Source organism: Pseudoalteromonas sp. JC28 (assembly GCF_013319255.1).
GTDB lineage: Bacteria > Pseudomonadota > Gammaproteobacteria > Enterobacterales > Alteromonadaceae > Pseudoalteromonas.
In genome coordinates, this window is the sequence record NZ_QOKX01000002.1 from 249458 (window position 1) to 266817 (window position 17360).

The window sequence follows — 17360 nt, forward strand, 5'->3', positions numbered from 1 at the left end:
ACATCTATTTTTCACGCAAAAAAAACAATACTAAAGTACCAATTAAAAAGTCTATTTAGAGACGTAAAACATCATAAAATCTGGTTTTTCGGTTACTCATTGACCGCTGACTCAATAAATACGACAATGGTATTATATTAAGTGATGTTATTGTAAACAAAAAATTTACATTAACTCTATTTTATTGGAGTGGCTATGAAACTTAACTTTACAACCTTAGCGTTAATATCAGTTGTTGGTACAGCAAGTGCTGCCGACAATTTAGTCGTTAACGGCTCGTTTGAAACATCAGGCAATATTTCTGGTGATTGGGCGTTATTTGACAACCTCCAAGGTTGGAATAGAGAAGGTGCCAGATTCGAAATTCAAAAGCAAAGCCTTGGTATTATCGTGCCTCAAAACGGCAATCAATACCTAGAGCTTGACTCAACTGCAAATTATACAATCTACCAGAATATCCCAACAACGGCTGGAAAAAAGTATAAAGTGAGTTTTTATTACTCGCCTCGAGTGGTAAACAATAACTCAACTAATCGTGCACGTGCATGGTTTGGTGACAACACACTAGTGACGATGAATGCAACGACCCGAGGCTGGACAAAGTACGAGTATACGGTTGAAGCGACTGGTAGTTCGACACAATTACGCTTTCAGGGGTTAGGCACTTCTGACTCATATGGTGCGTTACTAGACAACGTAGTCGTAACAGAAGAGGAAGACGTTACACCTCCAGAGCCTCCAGTAACTTGTAAAGTAGGCGTGTATGGCATCAATAACTTTGGTGAAGACAGCAATAGCTATGTTTATAAATTCGACATGGTTAATGGTACCTATGCATACGTTGATGGCGTCGCTAATACAGCTTCAAACATTGCTGCGCACAATGGTGCACTTTACTTTATGGAACAAAACGACAGTGCATCTAAAGCTTCATCACTTTGGAAGGTTTCACTAGATAGTGCAGAGCAGACTTTAGCTGCTAATGCAGTTTCATGGCCATTATACCGTTCAGCAGTAACGCCAGACGGTACTAAATTACTTGCAAGCAGCAAAACTTATCTTTATGAGTTTGACATGCAAACAGGCGCAAAAACAGTGCTTGGAAAACTAAGCTATGCAGGTGACGACTTCTCACACGGTGATATCGCTTATTCAGCAGATACTAACGTGATTTACGTACTAACAGGTAAAGCACTTTACACGCTAGATAAAGGCGACATGTCTTTAGATCTCGTTGGCGAGCATGGTGTAAATTGGGCATCGGGTTTAGCAGTAAGCTCAGACGGCACCTTATACGTATCTGGCCGTAACTCAGGTGAAGACGCGAAGATCTACACACTAGATCCAAACACTGCAGAAGCAACCTTTGTAATGGATGGCCCTGAGCACATCAACGACTTAACGTACGTAGCCAACTACTGCGAATAAATTAAGAAACAAGTAGACTGTAGACAAGGCGAGGGGAAACCCTCGCTTTTTTCGTTTTGGCTTTGTGGTGATTCCTATGAGAACTCATAATACTGAGGACTATAAAACAACAAATTACGTCCTTATTTCACAATCAATAAATTTCACTGACACATATTTCAGAATAGACGTTGTTAATATCCTTCAAATGTCGATGGGTCACATATCACAGGCTTTCCTTATCCGGCTTATCCTAGGCAAGACTGCTGTTAGTAGGCTGAAGATAGTTCAAAAATGTGAGGTAAACTGTAATATTGTGATAGCCTAGGCTTTAGGCAATTATTGAGACTGAATTATGAGCCGCTGCCACCTCGCTCGAATGATGGGCGAACACAAAATGCGTATTGCTGATGTTGCCAGAAAAACTGGTTTGAGTAGAGCCACAGTCACGTTGTTGTATAAAGAAACGGCCCAAAGAGTCGATCTCGATGCAGTAGACAAACTATGCGAACTGTTCGATTGCGATATAAAGGACTTATTTGAGCGTGTGTAACCATATCAGGCATACGACTGTTGACATGGACGGAACCAAATGAAAATCGATAGAAATAAACCTGAAGTATTAAGAGTGACCGAGTACATATTCAAGAGATTTAAAATTTAGTAGGCAAATCTGCCGATGAGTCTCTAATTGCCTCTATTCGAGGAAATTAGAGGCTCATTTCCACCAAAACTAATCACTGGTGAACTGCAACTACAAGAATAAAAACAAGGATTGTTAAATGATTGAATCGTTCAAACTTAAAGGCGTTGCCACGTATAAACCTGATGGTATTGAAATAAATAGTCTCAAGAAGATTAACTTTTTCTACGGTGCTAATGGTTGCGGTAAAACAACCGCTTCCAACTATCTAACAGACACCAGCATTGAGAAGTTCAATGAGTGCTCCATTCAGTGGCAAGGAAACATCCCGCTTAACACACTGGTTTACAACAAAGCATTTAGAGATAAGAACTTTGGCGGTAGTGATATCGCAGGGGTTTTTACTTTAGGCGAAGCGACTACCGAACAGGTTGAACTGATTCGATTAAAGAAAGCTGAGTTTGATAACGAAGAAAAACAACTCACTGGTAATCAAAAAGTCCTTAAGCAAAAAAATGTTGAATTAGATACGGCAACAAGTGAGTTTACAGAGCAATGTTGGTCGTTGTATAAAAAGTATGGTGATGACTTCAAAGAGGCGTTACAAGGCTCCTTAAAGAAAAAGTTATTTAAGGACAAGATTCTTCAGTTCTCAGTTTCTGCATCTGATGTAGAACAGGTCTTGAAACATGAACTGCTAATTGAAAAAGCTAAAACCTTGTTAGGTGAGCGCCCAGAGGTATATCCAGAACTCCCTTCAATGAACTTAGATTTACTTTCACGTATCGAGCAGGATGACATTTGGCAAACAGTTATCGTGGGTAAAAGTGACGTTGATATAGCCGCAATGATTGATACGTTAGGTACTCATGATTGGGTTAATCAAGGGCGAAAGTATCTTGGAGAGGATGAAACTTGCCCATTTTGTCAGCAAAATACGATTAACGATGCATTTAAGGCTCAGCTAGAACGTTACTTTGATGACGATTTTTCAGTACAAACAGAAAAAGTTACCCTATTAAAAGAAAACTATAGTCAAAGTGCTGATGAGCTCATTCTCTCTCTGCAAAAGTTGTTAGATACTGAAAAAAACAACCCGCATAGTAAGTTGGATCTTGAAGCATGCATCCCATATTTTCATGCTCTTGAAAGCGCAATTAAGTCTAACATTCTTGGTTTTTCGGAAAAAGTTGAAAAAGCGAGCCTACAGTTTGATGTTTCTCCTACGGCACGAGCTTTAACTGAGTTGCAAAGTTTAATCGATAAAGCTAATGATGAGATCAAAAATCATAATCAGTTAGCCACAGACTTTGATAGGGAAACATCCAAGTTTAAAGCTGAGGTATGGCAGTTTTTAGCCGATGAAATAAATGATGACTACAAGCGCTATAAAAAGAAAGTTACAGGCCTAGAGAAAGCAGTGGAGCAGCTTGGAAAAACTTTTGCTGAACGCACAGAAAAAGTCGCAACTTTAAAAACAGAATTGGCGGACTTAAGTAAAAATAATACTAGTGTTCAACCTGCTGTAGATGAAATTAATCGCTTATTAAAAGCATATGGATTTCTAAATTTTGAAATTGTGCCTTCTCAGCAGTTAGAAAACCATTATGTTATTCAACGTCAAGATGGCACATTAACACTAGATACATTAAGTGAGGGTGAAATTACATTCATCACTTTCTTATACTTTGTGCAGTTGGCTAATGGTGCATTAACTCAAGACGCTGTAACAGAAAACCGAGTTGTTGTAATCGATGATCCGATCTCAAGTTTAGATAGCAATGTGCTTTATATCGTCAGTGCAATTGTTAAACAACTCATTAAAGAAGTTAAAGAAGGCTCCACGGTTAAACAGTTGTTGTTGTTTACACATAATGTGTACTTCCATAAAGAGGCTTCTTTTCAAGGTGGTAGATCCAATGGATGTAATCAAACACACTTTTGGATTTTAAGAAAAGCAAACAATATAACTTCCATTCAGCCCTACGAGCAGCTCAATCCAATAGAGTCCTCATACGAATTGCTTTGGCGAGAAATCAAAGAACAAGGCAACAATTCGTGTATTACCATACAAAACACCATGCGTAGAATTTTGGAAAACTACTTTAAGATTCTTGGTAAATTTAGTGATGGTGATATTGAAGCTAAGTTTAAAAACCCTCAAGAACAGCAAGTTTTTCGTTCATTATTGTACTGGATCAATGATGGTTCCCACTGTTTACCGGATGATTTGTTTATTCAAAATCAAGATGACACTGTTGATATATATTGCAGCGTATTCAAGGATGTATTTAAGTTCTCAGGGCATATAGCTCATTACAATATGATGATGGGCGTGCAAGACGAGCCAGAGGTTGTCGGGGAGCTGGGAGTTGATGTTGTTTGATGACACAGGCGCTACAACACATACAAATAACAATAACCGGCTGACTTAGATATTATCGAGTAGGTCACTGTAACTAGTTCAAAGCCGCTACAGTTAACTAAATAATAAGAAGTAAATATGGATATCAAATATTGGGAAGGTGGGCTAGAGCGCCACGAAATAGATGCGATTAAAAAAATTGAGAACGTTCTTAGTTCTTCAAATGTGCAAAAACAGAAAGGTAAAGGCACGAATAAAGGGCAAGGTTTTGAAACCCTTCAAGCACTAAAAAAGCCTTTTAATGAAGGCTGGAAAGGATATGCAGGTTTTCGCTTTATTAATAAAAACAAACAAGGCGAAATCGATTTATTAATCGTAACTCACTGCAACATACTGATTGTTGAGCTTAAACATTGGAACGGAAAGCCTGTAACTTCAAGTAATGGTAAGTGGTATTGGGGCGATGAAAACCGAGGCAAATCTCCTGTTGAAGTCACTCGTAATAAAGAGTTTCTGTTAAAAAATTTACTAAAACCATTTGCTGGTAAATTTAGAAACGAAGGCCGTACTCCTCATGTACATTTTTTAGTAGTGATGAGCGGGAATAGTAAATTTTCGCAGTTACCTAAAAAAGATTTAGCTAATACTTTATCACTTAGTGATTTTTGTAAATTGTGTTCAAACGAAGGTCAATTCAATAAACGATTCACACCGCACCCAGATGCTAAAGTTTTACTTAAAGATCTACCTTTATTAGAAAAAGGCTTACTACTTAATGATAAAAAAGTAGAAGCTAAACCTTTGTCTGTCGAAGGCTGGTTAGGGCAAGAGCAAATTTTCGAGCACCCGAATAACGTTTATAAAGAGTTTTTTGCTCAAAGTGAATCCGATAAAAATGATCATGCCATTATACGTAGTTGGGATTTTGATAACCTTTGTAGCCATGATGCTAAAACGCCTGATGGCCGAATAAGAATAGTCTCTCGTGAACGTGAAGTGCTGACAAAGATAAAACGAGAAAACAGAGAGCTTTACGAGCATTGTGTTTCATCATTAACCATACCGACTAAAGATAAGATTACTTCGCAATACAATGAGGTTGTTGAGCTTCCCCATGGGCATGAGCGCCTGAATGACTTTATTGCCACTTATGGTGAGAACTTATCAATTGATGAAAGAGTTAACTTAGTTCGAGTATTAGTTGCTCGTTTTGCAGACTTGCATCAACTGCAACTCGCACACCGAGATATCGGAAATCACAGTATCTGGTTTAGCACCGGGCAGCGAGTTGCTCTCTCTAACTTCATATCAACATTTGCACGCAAAAAAGAAACCGTTGGTGATATTCGAGATGAGTTATCTGTCTACAACCAAGATACCACTTATTCGTCACCATACCATTATGACGTTGTTCGATTAGCGATTATCGGCTGGGCTATTATAGGTGCAGAGCGTTTAACGCCAAGCCTTGAAAAAACAATTTCAGAAAAACTAGCTCAATGTGATGAATGGTACGGGGAAATACTATTAAAGGCGTTTGAAGGCAAAACCTTTGCTAATGCAGGTGAATTGCTTGATGCATTAGTAGAACAAGAACCGAGCAAAGAAGCTGAGTTTAGTTTTTCGAGTAAAGAATTAGAGCGCTTTGTTAAGGCAACTAAAGTTTCTAGGCTACACCCTGAAGTCGAATTTATGTCTGAATCAGATGTTAAAGAGATGTATAAGGCTGACTCAGGTGTAGTAAAAGTTTGGAACAACATCAACCCGACTGATATTAACGCTGGCCTTGGTTTACGCACATTATCGTTTTTAGAACGAGTAGAAAAGCTACAGAGCCTCAACTTAAGCTTTATACCGTCAGTTATTGATTATGGTATTACCGCACGCGATAGCTCGCTGTATTTGGTTTCTGAGTGGGTTGAAGGCGAACCTTTAGACCCTTACCGAATGCGTAACAGAAGAAATGACATCGTGAAAAGCTTAATTGCTCATGTTGAGCATATGCATTCATTAGGCTTTGCACACGGTGATTTAAAACCAGAAAACGTCATCGTTGATAAGCGAGGCGATGTTTATATTATTGATGTTTTAGACTTTCATCATGATTCTAAAGAATTACTGAATACAGAATATAGCCCAATAGATATTGATAAGAGCTCTGCATTTGAGCGTGACAATTATGCCGTTATGAAGATAACTGCGGAGCTATTAGAGGTTGAGTGGGGCACGAAAGACGACAAGTTCGAAGCAGTCAGCCTAGCGATTATTCATGAGCTTGAAGATGTAGACTTTGGTTTTAAAGAGTTAACTCGCTTTAAATATGCTGTTTTAAACCCGGAAAAAACAACTACGCCAACAGTTGAATTAATTGATATTGAAATTGGGAGTAATAGAGAAGATTTTGAGTCGGTTACAATATATCCTGATAACGGTAAGTTGTATGTATCAATTGAAGAGAATCGTAGTAAAGGTTATGGCTTAGTTGTTGTATTTTCAGGGCTAGGGGGTGTTCAAAAACTTTTCTTCGATGACGCTCGTTTTGAATTTGAGCACGGGTTGCGCCCTATCAAAAGTGATAGAAGTGAAGTATCTCGTAGAGATATAGAAAATGCAGTTCTAGAGCTACCGTTTGGTATTCGAATTTCGCAAGGCCGAGCGAGCTACTTAGACAATATTAATAACCGAATTCGTCAGTTTTATAGTTTTGAGAATGCGGTAAAACAATTTCAGTTAAAGCAACACAAAGTAAAGCCAATACCATTTGAGCCTCAAGAGCAACTTGCTGAAGTTGAAGTAAATGTTAAACCAATATCTACGAGTGAACTTTGGCAAGCAATTCTTAAAACAGAGACTGAATCGCATCCTTATGTTGAACTTACAGGTGAACCACGAACTCACAAAGATAATAAAGATACGCTCATATTACCATACGAAGCAGACAGAGATCCGCTTGACGGGTTTACAGCCAAAGATCAGGTTGAAGCGATTATTGTTGATGGCGAAGAGGATTACTTTATAGGGGAAGTTAATTTATCTGCGTCTGGTTTAAATAGGGTGCAATTATCACGATTCGCCAGTAGAGCTTTTCGTTTGCAAGAGAGTGATATTATTTTCTTCCGCAGTAAAGCAGATAAGGCATCTTTTAATAAGCGTAAGAACGCTTTAACACGCATTCTGGAACAAGATTCTGTTGTTGAAAATCTGTCCGACTATTTTGAACCTAACTGTAATTTAGCACCAACAGATTATGGCTTAACTGTTACTGATAGTGACTTTGCTTGCTACGATATAAAGGATAGCAAAGGTAAGGTTGTTAAAACGCTAAATGAAAAGCAACGAATTGCTTTTCAAAAGCTTTTAAGGTTTGGTCCTCTTTCAATGCTGCAAGGCCCACCCGGTACAGGTAAGACGGAATTTATTGCTGCATTTGTTCATTACTTAATTGAAAAGAAAGGTGCAGAACGAATCCTACTTGTAAGTCAGTCTCATGAAGCTGTGAATACCGCTGCTGAACGTATTAGAAAGCATTGTAGTCGTTTAAATACAAGCCTTGATGTTGTTCGCTTTAGTCGTAGTGAATCAACAGTCTCTAACTCGTTACATGACGTGTATTCAGACAATATTGTAAGTCAAAGAGTTGAGCAATTTGAAACTCAATTAAAATATAGGGTACTGAGCCTTGCTAAGTCATTAAAAGCGCCAAATGAATATTTGGAAGCATTTCTATCGTTAGATAAACAACTTCTTTCTTTAATAGCAGAACAAGAAATTGCCTTGAAAGAACTTGATGATGAAAGCCTAGAAGCTAATCAGAAAAAAGCTATAAAGAAACAACTTGGTGAGCGGAAATCGCTTATCAATAGCAGACTGCCTCAAAGTGTACGAATTAACAAAGATTGGCACGATAACTTAAATGAAGTTAGAAGTGGCTTAATAAAAGATCTAAACCATGAATTTGCTATTGAACATAATATTTCTAGTTCAGTCCAACGATTAGTGAAATTGTCGAAAGACATGATCAGAGTTATGCAGTCTGGCAATGCTAATATGGACGAGTTTCTTGCTCGTTCAAAACAACTGGTAGCTGGTACTTGTGTTGGTATAGGTAACTGGAATATTGATATAGCAACTAACCAATATGATTGGATTATCATTGATGAAGCCGCTCGATCTATCGCTAGTGAACTTGCTATTGCAATGCAAGTTGGTAAACGGATTCTCTTAGTAGGTGATCATAAGCAATTACCGCCTCTTTATACTGACCCTCACAAAAAAGCATTGGCACGGCATTTAGGTATTCCGTCTTCCAATGACATTGATGAATTAATTGAAAGTGATTTTGCTCGGGCATTTGAAAGTGATTATGGCCAGAAAGTAGGAGCCAAGCTACTTGTGCAATACCGAATGGCACCAGCTATTGGTTCTCTTGTATCACAATGCTTTTACGATGGTGAACTTGAGAATGGTGATCGCAAAATTCCCGATATTTACGATGACGTACCAAATGAGATGAGCGCATTTACAACGTGGATTGATACGTCACATTTAGGCAAACAAGCTAAACACCAAGAAAAAGGCTCAAGGTATAACATTTACAATGAGAAAGAGGCTGAAGCCATTGTTGATGTGCTCAAAAAAGTAGATGAGAACAAGAGCTTTTTAAGTTCGTTGTTTGAGCAAGTAAAAGAAGGTGAGGCCGCTATAGGTATCATATGTATGTATGCTGAGCAGAAAAGGTATTTAAGACGAAGAGTAAAACAGTCTGGCTTTTCTGATGAGCTAATTAAGTTGCTTAATATTGATACTGTAGATAGTTATCAGGGGAAAGAAAATAGAATTATTATTCTGTCTGTTACCCGTTCAGATCAAAGGCAATCATCAGGTTTCATGTACTTGCCCAACAGAATCAATGTCGCTCTTTCTAGAGCAATGGACAGGTTAGTCATTGTTGGTGATAAAAGAATGTGGCAAGGGAAAAATAGTCAGCTGCCATTTGGAAAAGTGATTACCTATATGGAAGAAAATGCTAATGAAAGCTTATATCGCTTTGTAGATGCTAAAACCAAGAAATTAAAGAAGGCAGTATAAGGGTTATGGAAAACACAACGATTGAATTTAATGAAGTAGACTACATTGTACCTACAAAGACATTTAAAATTGAATTTTCTTATTTAAGCAAACAAGGTTTCCCATTCGTTAAGGAGTTTTTACTTAAAGCTCTTTATATTTCACCACTTTCAAAGTTTGAATTGTCTTCATTCTTTGGTTTTAATCAACGAGAACTCGCGGCAGCGATAGAAGAGCCCATTAGTAAAGGAGAAATTGCATATTCTGATGAAGGAAAGTTGTTTTTAACCCCGCTAGCTAAAGGTTACTTTTCATCACTAGATGATAAACCTATGGTTGAAAAACCTCAGACTAGAAGTGCTTCTGTGTCTTTTGAGTTAGTAGGTTTCAATAAAGTTAAAAACCAACATCAGAATTGGCATTCAGGCCTTCGCTTAAAAGTAAACCATGAAAAACAGAGTTTAAGTGAGCAACATGCGAGAGCAATGTTTACTAAACATTTTCAGCAGCTTGTTCAAAATGATGAGTTAGGCGGGTTTAAAACCCATGACAATTCATTACCTAGCTTATATTCCGTTGATAAAGTTACCAGTAAGAAAACTATTGCTCACAGAATTAAACGAAGATTTGAGATAGATTTAGATAACCAAGTTAAGCCCTTAGATCTGCGTCAGGAATACGTAAATGACGAAGCAGTGGTACAAGAAATTTTAAATGAAACAGACAACTTTAGATTAAGCAACAACCTAAATAGTATTACTTCGGCTTGGGATGCTTTTGAAGATATGTCCATTTCTCGGTTTATTCATGATACCAGCATCGATTTTCGAAGTCTGCTCGCTGAAATGGTGGCTGGTTCATATGATAAGCCTTATGAGCTTCTATTAGGGCCTCTATACGGTAAACAACCCTTGAGTGTGATTGAGAACCATTTAAAGCAACTTAAGCCTCTTAAAAATAACCAAAAAGCGCAAGAGTTATCTTGGTATGCTGCAAACACTCGTTATTGGGGAATGAGTGAAGGATTTAATACCGCTAAAGTGATCCTTGTTAATTATAGTAACAAGGGAAATAGTAAAAATTATGATTTGAAGCTTTACTTACCTTGTGACGAACATCCAAATATTGAAAGCCAGGCTGGTAAGGTATGGAAACAAAAGTTAGGAAATTTGGAATTTTGTGAGGGCATTAGAAACGGATTATTTGATGGCAGTGTTGAAATTTTAGTTCTAGAGGGAGAGTTTGCAGCTGTAAGTTATCATCTAGCTATGCCTGATATTAGTCCTGTCCATATACCTTTAGGCTTCCTCACTACAGATCAAAAGCTAATTGCCAATGTTGTCAGCGTTGTTAACCAATTTATGTCGGATTCGGTATCACATGATAAGCCGAATTTAATTGGAAAATTTCAAACGAAGTAGTAGCTGGAGGGTCATATGAAATTTACAGAAACCCAATTATAAGCAGCTATTATTGAGCTACTTGGTGAACAAGGTAACCGGTAGTGAGCTTACTCGTAGCAATATTGAAGTTTGATTAAGGACAATATACGTCTGTTCTTATCTAATAAGTATCAAGCTGACAAGATTGCAGCTGGTGAGATCTATTCAATCATTACGCAGACATGGGTATATAAAAAGCTTTTTACGATATTTTAATGGCATTGGCGATTAAATACCATTTCCAATACCCAGAAGACAAACGTATAAAGAAATCCTCGAACAAGCTGAAAATTTTAAAAAGAATAGGGCGGTTGCATGAGTAATAAAACACGCGTCGACATGATAATTGAGACATTACGAGATCATAAAGGTGAAAAATTAACTGCTCGCGAACTTGCTAAGTTGTTTCTTGAACGCTATCCAGCAGAAATAACTGAAAAAATGAAGAACCCTAATTACGCTAATGAGGAGGAGCTGATAGCACAATTAGCGGCAGAAGTTGGTGGTCAACGAACAAAAAGGGCTAAAGAAAAGTGCAAAAACATAAAAACGCGTGAGAAGCCAAGACCACGTCTGTATTACTGGGATGATAAGCCTTTAGCTATTACTGAAAGCCTTGATGAAGAGTTTCATGAAGCTGACGAATTGAGACTAAGTGAACATGATTTATACCCAATTCTTATTGAATTTTTAAATAAAGACATGGGGTTATACTGTCATCGCATAGACGAAAAGACATCTAAAAACAGCCAGGGTGCTGGCGGCAATCACTGGTTACATCCTGATATCGTTGCAATGGAGCCTTTAGATAAAAGTTGGGATCAAACGGTGAAGACTTGTGTTCGCTTCGGTAATGATAAATCCGTAAGGTTGTGGTCCTTTGAAGTAAAAAAAGAGCTAACACGGTCAAACGTCCGGAAGTGTTTCTTTCTGGCAGTATCAAATTCAAGCTGGGCAAACTTCGGTTATCTCGTCGCAACTGGAATAGCTGATGGTGTTGAACCAGAACTGCAAATGTTGAGCTCATTACACGGTATTGGAATATTGCTATTAGATGTGGGTGACTTGTACAACAGCCAAATATTAATCCCAGCCAAAGAAAAGTCTGACATTGATTGGGTTTCAGCTAATCGAATTGTAGACGAAAACCCGGACTTTCAAAATTACATCAAACAAGTTGGAATTTATCATCAGACTGGTGAGCTTATACCAAGCGTTTGGAATAAGTGACACCTTGAAAGTGCGCTACGTGAATTCTATTAATCTTTCTAGGGATAACCTTGAAGCCACGCACGTAGCGACGCGATATTAGCGTATACAAATAATGTCAGTTTTCAGCCATCAAATGGCAGAATTGTTCAAACCAAATCCCAACAAAGGGATCCAGCGTTAAAATATCAAAGTTTAAATTTCTTAAATCTAATGTATGTATAACCAGTTGAATAGTTGTGTGAATTTTTGACACACAAAACTGGATCGATCCAGAGTTAAAGTGCTAATTACAAAGCACCATAACAAGCCAAAATGTCTCATATTTAACTATTTAACATAACGTAAATTATAGGCTTATCTACACAGTATTGCATAATATGTGCAGATGTCACTATAATATGTCCAATACTAACCAATATCGGACTTATGATGATTTTACCATTGGTCGACACCTTAAAGCAGCTTAGGTATCAAATCGCCCATCTTGAAGATGATACGCTTGGGCATGAATATCCAGAGCTGGAAAAATTCTTGGCTCGTCAAGGTAAATCAATACCGGTACATAGCGAGCTACAGTTCCTATTTCAGTTTTTGTATGTTTACGGTCGTAAGTCTGAAGCAACTTTTAACCGCTTTCGTAATGAGCTTGAGCGCTTTTATTTATGGTCGTGGCTGGTTGCTGAGAAGTCAGTGTTTGAGCTAAAACGCGAAGACATCGAGGCATATGTGGATTTTGTGGTAGAGCCAGATAACGCATGGACACAAACTTCTGTGCAGTGGCGTTATAAGCAAAACCAAGGTATCCGTCAGGTTAACGAAAATTGGCGGCCATTTGTTCTCAAAGAAAACGGCGCTAGCCAGCAAACGTTGGCAGCAATGTTTACCGCGCTCAATGTGTTTTACAAGTTTGCCATTTTAGAAGAAAAATCATTTGCTAACTTTGTTCCAGTGGTTAAGAAAAATAGCCCGTATTTAGTTGTTCAATCGCAAATCAACCTTCCTGATACGCTGAGTGATTTGCAATGGGAATATGTTTTTGGTGTAACACGTGATTTAAGTGAACAGCAGCCGGACCTAGAACGAAATCTTTTCGTATTAGCTTGCTTAAAAGGCTTGTATTTACGCATTTCAGAGCTATCTGACCGCCCTCATTGGTCACCAGTAATGAGTCACTTTTGGCAAGATCAAGATGACTTTTGGTACCTAAGAATTATGGGTAAAGGCAATAAGCTAAGGGATGTAACGCTTAGCGAAGACTTTATCAGTTATTTAAAGCGTTACCGGCAGTACCGGGGGTTAAGCGCCCTACCTCGCGTTGATGAGCCCTACCCAATTGTTCATAAACTAAGGGGCCAAGGCGGTATGAACGTTCGTCAATTACGCCGTATTGTTCAGCAAAGTTTTGACTTAGCAGTGGCTAAACTAAAGGAAGATGGCTTTACAGAAGAGTCAGAGCAACTCGAAGCCGCAACTTCACACTGGCTAAGACATACAGGAGCAACGCATGATGCGCAACACCGCCCGCTAAAACATCTATCTGAAGATTTAGGTCACGCTAAAATCGCAACAACAGATCAAATTTATATTCAAACAAATATTAAAGAACGCGCCAAATCGGGTTTGAAACGGAAGATTTAGGCTCAGAACGTTCGGTCTGGATTTTAAGGAGTATATATGAGCTCAAGATCATTGGTAATAATTGAAGATGACTTAGGCCTTGCGGAACTGCTTAGGCGCTTCTTTGAAAAACATGGTTTTATCGTGAGTATCCAAAATGATGGAGTGAGCGGATTGGCGCATGTCCTGCAACTTCAGCCGGATTTTGTATTGCTTGATTTGATGTTGCCAAATAAAGATGGTTTCGAGATCTGCAGGTCACTACAAAACAGGTACAATGGTAAATTGATTGTGTTAACCGCGAGTCACGATGATATAGACGAAATTACGCTATTAGAAATGGGGGCTGATGACTTTATTCATAAGCCAGTCAACCCACGAATTATCCTAGCGAGATTTCGAAAACTAGTTCGCCTAGCAGAAGAAAGTGAGAATAAACAGCAAAACGGGCACGTGATCCGTGTTGGCCCCTTCTCATTTAACTCATCGACAAGGCAAGCAAGCCAAGATGGTATACCGCTTGGTCTCTCAGACAGTGAATACACATTATTCCATTTTTTGGCGTCTAATGTTGACTCTATTCTAAGTCGCGACCAGATTTCAACTCAGCTGTACGGCCGCTCATTTGATGGTTTCGATCGTACAGTTGACAATAAAATCATGAAGATAAGAAAGATTATCGGTGATGAAATGCCCTATCAACACCTCATCACTGTAAGAGGGAAAGGATATATTTTTGTAAATAGCAAGGAAACTGAATGACAAGCATACGTTTTGCATTTGCAAGCTTACTCTTTGCTAGTTTGTTTTTAGTGATAAATCCCCTTTTGACTTCTCTAGCTACAAGTTATTTCTCAAAAGAGCTGAAAAAGGATGTAGAGCTTGATTATCTAGCCTATGTTTATGCTTTAGATGCAGCTCGCCCTGGCTTGGATGATGCTCAGTGGCAAGCTTTACTTGCCCAGATCTCAGAAAAAAGTAATCTAAAAGTACAGACACTAGATAGACCAGCATTTGAGCAAACGACTAAGTTAGTCATCGAAAACGTTTATGATGAGGAATTACAAACCGTAATCGCAAAAATACAAGGTAAAGAGTTAATAGCGTTTTCTGCGCTTGGAGTGCAAGGCTCTGCAGGGGCGATCCTCAATTTTATTCAGTATGGTTTACCCTTAGGACTAATCCTAGTCCTATTTTTGTTGCACTCACTTTGGTTGCAATTTCGACTTTCTAGGTTAGAACATGCTAGTAAATTAATTGCACAAGGATTGTTATCTAAACGTGCTGATACCGGACTTTTAGCAGTCGGACGTGTCAATTACGCCTTTAATCAAATGGCTGAAAAATTAGAGTTTGCCTTTGCACAGCAAAGGAATATGATCAGAGCCGTATCTCACGAGCTCAAAACGCCATTATTCCGACTTCAGCTCAAGCTTGAGTTGCTTGATGTTCCACCAAAGAACAAAAATCTGGTTCGAGAGTTATTTGAGGAATGTGAAGAGCTTGAAATGCTGGTGCATGAGATTTTGGAGTTCAGTAAAGTAGAACAGTTTTCCGCAAAGACCAGCGTTTCCAATTTTGATTTGAGTACACTAATTAATGAATACATCGTCACTTTAGAAAAGTATTGTAATCACCCTATAATTATAAATTGTCCAAACTCAGTATGGATAAGAGCCTGCCAAACAGATGTTAAACGCGTGCTTCATAACTTAATTGTTAATGCTGATAAATTTGCAGTCGAGCAGATCCGTGTTTCACTAAGTTTATGTAACGCTCAACTTCTCTTAACTGTGGAAGATGATGGCATTGGCATTGCAGAAGATAAACATGAGTTAGTCTTCCAAGCCTTTTTTACGGTAGATGAAAGTCGCTCAGGAAGAAGACGGGGTGCAGGCCTTGGCTTGACCATCGTAAAAGAAACTTTATTGAACTATGACGCTGAGGTCTCGATAAGCAGAAGTGAACTCGGTGGCGCATGTCTAACTATCAATTTGTCCCCAATGTTGATCTATTAACTATGACAAACCCCTGACAAATCCGCGACAATCAAATCACTACTTACACTTTAAAATAACTTCATATTTTAATCGATAGGAAGTTATGATGAAAAAATTCAACTTAAGACCGATCACTTTAATCTTGTGTATCGGCCTTGCTGGTTGCCACTTTGACGAAAATAAAAGCAGCGTAGAGGTTGTTCAACAAACGCAAAGAAATGAGCTTTGGTATTCGGAACATTATGGTGAAATAAAACAAATAGTTGATGAGCGTCTAGTGACCTGGCAAGTAACAGGCTCCTCTTGCTATCCAATTCTGACATTAGACCCTCTTCCGTTATTTGATGCGTTTAGCGCCAAAAGTGCAGGCTTGCTTACCTATAAACGACCCTACGATTCTGGCCCTGTAAAATACACTGAAATATCCAGTCTCGATGAAGTCTGTAAAGACGGATTTATATCTACCTCAGATAAAAGTGACTATACCTTTGACGCACAGGCAATCTTTGAACTTTTTTGGCTGGATATGAAAAATCACTATGCATTTTTCTCTGAGCGTAATGTAGATTGGGACGCTGTTTATAACCAGTATGCTGGGCAGCTAAGTGATGCCAATGAGACAAACCTACTAGGCGTATTTCGTGAAATACTTGAACTACTAAATGATGGTCACACCAGGCTTTATTTTAGCCTTGAAGAAGAACCGATAAATTTTGAAGCTAAACCTACCCTATTCAAAAGGTTAGAACGAGAAGCAGTTGATCTAAACTTGACTGGTGAGCCTGCTGAAAAATATATTGAAACGCAAACGAATCAACTACAAATGACGATTGCACAATATCTGGATCAAGAGACAAAGCAAGACTTTATAATACGTAAACAGCAAAGTCCGAATGGCCCTAATTGGGGAGTGATTAACACTGGTGGTCAACATATTGGTTATTTGAAACTCTATCATTTTCAAAACTTTATTGATGTAGCAGGTATTGAGCGTCAAGATATTAGTTATGCCAATGCGGCTTTCAACGATTTACTGGATGAAATTTTCACAGACTTATCCCGTACTAATCAGCTGATTATTGATATTCGCGATAATGAAGGTGGCCATGACATACAAGCACTAGAATTAATCAAGCGCTTTATCTCACAAAATACGCTTGTTTGGGATATTAGTACATTTTATGATGGGGCGTTGCATCAGCTGACATCGGTTTATGCAGAGCCTGATAATGACAGGCCATATTATCTTAAAGATATTTATCTTCTAACCTCAAACGGTACTTTCAGTGCTGGCGAAACCTTTGCGTTGGCGATGTCTGCGCTCCCTCAAGTAACACTGGTAGGACGCGCTACAGCTGGTGCTACCTCTGATACTTTTCCACGGATGCTGCCTAATGGTTGGATTTATGAGCTTAGTAATGAGTACTATGAAAATAGTTTGGATTTGAATGTGGAAGTGCTAGGTGTTCCTGTTGACGTTGAAGTCGATCCCTTCGACATCACATTTAGAAAAGAGAACAAAGATGCGGCGATTGAAAAAGTATTGTCACTACTAAGCTATGAGCCTTAACTATGAAAAAAATGAAAAAAGGACATCCACCGATGTC

General features: G+C 38.5%; 10 protein-coding genes. All 10 read left to right on the forward strand.

What is annotated here, in order from left to right:
* Nucleotides 1–195: 195 nt before the first annotated feature.
* The 10 genes from DS891_RS06325 (at nt 196) to DS891_RS06370 (ending at nt 17323) form a co-directional block, all read left to right on the forward strand.
* Nucleotides 196–1428, forward strand: coding sequence for a DUF642 domain-containing protein (locus tag DS891_RS06325; RefSeq protein WP_174169215.1), 1233 nt, complete (start codon nt 196–198; stop codon nt 1426–1428).
* A gap of 334 nt (nt 1429–1762) precedes the next feature.
* A complete protein-coding gene (locus DS891_RS06330; RefSeq protein ID WP_174169216.1) occupies nt 1763–1960 on the forward strand; it encodes a helix-turn-helix transcriptional regulator in 198 nt (65 codons plus the stop codon).
* Between the two features lie 229 nt (nt 1961–2189).
* On the forward strand, nt 2190–4436 hold the full coding sequence (locus tag DS891_RS06335) for an AAA family ATPase (RefSeq protein ID WP_174169217.1): 2247 nt from the start codon (nt 2190–2192) through the stop codon (nt 4434–4436).
* A gap of 117 nt (nt 4437–4553) precedes the next feature.
* Nucleotides 4554–9503 carry an AAA domain-containing protein gene (locus DS891_RS06340; protein ID WP_174169218.1) on the forward strand — a complete coding sequence of 1650 codons (4950 nt, stop codon included), beginning with the start codon at nt 4554–4556 and terminating at the stop codon, nt 9501–9503.
* A 5-nt stretch (nt 9504–9508) separates the two neighbouring features.
* Nucleotides 9509–10903 (forward strand): hypothetical protein, encoded by a 1395-nt coding sequence (locus tag DS891_RS06345; protein ID WP_174169219.1) that lies wholly within the window; start codon nt 9509–9511, stop codon nt 10901–10903.
* 336 nt (nt 10904–11239) lie between these two features.
* Complete coding sequence (locus DS891_RS06350; RefSeq protein WP_174169220.1) at nt 11240–12154, forward strand: COG2958 family protein; 915 nt, start codon at nt 11240–11242, stop codon at nt 12152–12154.
* 411 nt (nt 12155–12565) lie between these two features.
* Nucleotides 12566–13774, forward strand: coding sequence for a site-specific integrase (locus tag DS891_RS06355; RefSeq protein WP_102058052.1), 1209 nt, complete (start codon nt 12566–12568; stop codon nt 13772–13774).
* 36 nt (nt 13775–13810) lie between these two features.
* Nucleotides 13811–14515, forward strand: coding sequence for a response regulator transcription factor (locus DS891_RS06360; RefSeq protein WP_174169221.1), 705 nt, complete (start codon nt 13811–13813; stop codon nt 14513–14515).
* Entirely contained in the window at nt 14512–15771 is a 1260-nt protein-coding gene (locus DS891_RS06365) for a cell wall metabolism sensor histidine kinase WalK (RefSeq protein WP_174169222.1), read from the forward strand. Before DS891_RS06360 ends, DS891_RS06365 begins: the two co-directional genes overlap by 4 nt.
* 88 nt (nt 15772–15859) lie before the next feature.
* Complete coding sequence (locus DS891_RS06370) at nt 15860–17323, forward strand: S41 family peptidase (protein ID WP_174169223.1); 1464 nt, start codon at nt 15860–15862, stop codon at nt 17321–17323.
* The last annotated feature ends 37 nt before the right edge of the window (nt 17324–17360 follow it).